Genomic DNA, 2562 nt, shown 5'->3' with positions numbered 1-2562 from the left:
ATAGTATGATCCGTGTTAATGACGCCTTGCTCGTGCAGCAGCATGATCGCGGCAGCTGTAAAGGACTTGCTTACGGATCCCAACTGGAAGATCGTATCACGTGTATTTTTGACTTCATGCTCCCGGTTGGCCATCCCATAGCCTTCGTTTAACACAATCTCGCCATCGTGCGCTACCAGTACAGAACCGCTGAAATAGTCCAATTGCTCATAAGCTTGCAGATATTCGTCCATCCTTGATCTCAACGTCTCTTGGTCTTGAACGATAAAAGACGGGTCGGAGCATTCGGACGAAACGAAAAGATTCATAGTAGCTTTCCTCCGCAATCTTTTTTTTGATTTTGCTCCTCAGATCATCAGTAACTTATGAATAATTTTACCAACAAATATTCCTGCAATGCCACATAAGATTTCATAAAACTCTTTTTTAGCTCTATTTTTTATCCTGTTTATTGGCCGGCTGCCGTGACGTCATGATTCAACTATCGTATCCGTTAGCGTAATCTACTTTAGGTGACACGGTCATCTTATCGTCTGGTAAACGAGGCCTATGGCTCCAGAATCAAATGTCTTGTTTTCGATAAGTTTAAGATTGATCTTCTCCTTGAGACCTTGGAATAACGGCAACCCGCTGCCGATCAGGACGGGAGAAACCGTAATTTTATACTCATCTATTAAATCAAGCTGCATAAGGTAGTGTGCGAACCTAGGACTGCCGAGGATGACCATATCCTTGCCTGGCTGCTGTTTGAGGTTCTTGATCTCTTCCTCGACATCTTCTTTCACCAGTCTGGAATTGTTCCATTCGACTTTCTCCAGAGTCGTGGAAAAAACGATTTTGGCTGTCTTTTCGATCCACTCGGCATGATTCCGTTCATGCTGCGAAGCTGATGGGTTAGAAGGCACAGATGGCCAGTAACTGTGCATTATCTGATAAGTCCCACGTCCCCAAATGACAGTGTCGGCAGTACTCAGAATWTCTTTCGCGTGTTTCTCCAAATCAGCAACGTAGGAAACCCAGCCAATGTCCATTTCACCGTTTGGCCCTTCAACAAAACCGTCAAGCGACGCGTGCAAAAATAGAACAAGTTCTCTCATTTTCAGTTCTCCTTTGTTCATGAGGGATAACTACATTATAGGACATTTCAGCTTGGGTTGTTTCTTATGGATTGCTAATCCCAAATGAAATATTCTACTAATCCACAAAAAAATCCTTCCATTATATTCTGCAAAACTGCCCGTTACTTTAACGAAATACGGCAGCTGGTCGTCTGGCCAGCTGCCGTATTGTCTTGATTACGCTATAGTTCCCGTCCCTCGGTTGAATCCTTGTTCTTGTTCAAAAAAGCTACTATTAGACCATTTTCATTAAATTATTAAATATCTGATCGACCCAGGAGCGGACTGATCGGCCATCGCGAAGCAGAGGCCACAGGAGAATCCGGGGGAACCGCCCCGCGGCGGTGCCATCCTTGACGCCTGGCTGAAAATCTGGCTTTCACCAAAAAACGGCCGACTGCTTCGAAGGCAGCCGACCGTTTTTTACTCTTCCAAGAGGTACGCCAGCGTCTCCTCGGGGACCCAATGGTAAGTCTTTCCTGCACCTGATATTCCTGTAATCCATATTACTCTGCCCTTCAGACGCATCCCCTCCCATTAGATCGAATCATACATTTGTGACTTAGGCACGATTTGCTCCTGGATGGTGCCGTTGCGAACAAGCAATTGTTTCACTTGAGATTTACTTAGCTTGTCCCTGTGAGTAATGTAGATTATAGATTTATTTTTTCCGAAACTATCCAAGGCCTCATATATTAGATCCTCCACTTGGGAGTCAAGATGATTTGTAGCCTCGTCAAACACAAGGATGTCCACTTCTCTCAGGAATTGCCCAGCGAGAATTAATCTCTGTCGCTGTCCCCCGGACACTTTTACACCACCTTCCCCTATTACAGTATCAAATCGATTTGGTAATCCTTCTATAAAGTCGTATATTAACGCTTTTTCACATGCATGGATGATATCACTATCGCTAACCTTAGGGTTCACCAGCAAGAAATATTCTTTTATACTCATGTTAAATAAGGTAGCATCCTGCATAACAAACCCTATTTTCTTATAAAGATAATTGGGCTTGATTTCATTAATTGGAATATTCGATACTGTGACAGTTCCCCCAGAAGGTTGATAAATTCCTGTTAACAATTTCACAAGAGTCGATTTCCCTTCACCACTCCCTCCCATTACTACTATTTTTTCCCCGCATCCAATTTTCAAATTAACGTTATGTAAAACATCATTTGGGCTGTTCTCATATTTGAAACTGACATTCTCCAGCACGATTTCACTGAAACTACTTGAAGGAACTTTTGTTCCTTGAATGTTTTGAAATGATAACTTATTTAAAATCCTATCAAATATTGTCTGTTGTGCGAGTAATGTCGCGTTGGCATTGGATAAGTTTTTTATCGCTTCAGATAGAATTTTGTAGTAGAGCGCGAACACAAGTAACAATCCGATGGTCAAATCCCCTTTTATGATTAGCAAACCGCCAAGAAAATAG

General features: G+C 42.6%; 3 protein-coding genes. All 3 read right to left on the bottom strand.

The genetic code is table 11. The features are described 5' to 3' along the window. On the bottom strand, nt 1-308 hold a 308-nt coding region (locus tag AC1DWB_RS33490; RefSeq protein WP_477545410.1), incomplete at its 3' end, for a serine hydrolase domain-containing protein. 213 nt (nt 309-521) lie between these two features. Then, the gene (locus AC1DWB_RS33485; protein WP_477545409.1) at nt 522-1097 is read right to left on the bottom strand and encodes a dihydrofolate reductase family protein; all 576 of its coding nucleotides are present in this window, start codon (nt 1095-1097) and stop codon (nt 522-524) included. Between the two features lie 558 nt (nt 1098-1655). Then, nucleotides 1656-2562: ATP-binding cassette domain-containing protein (locus tag AC1DWB_RS33480; RefSeq protein ID WP_477545408.1), on the bottom strand; the 907-nt coding region annotated here is incomplete at its 5' end.

This window comes from Paenibacillus sp. P4_E11 (assembly GCF_056401635.1).
Note: the sequence above shows the minus strand (reverse complement) of the source record. Positions and strands in the feature narration are given on the sequence as shown.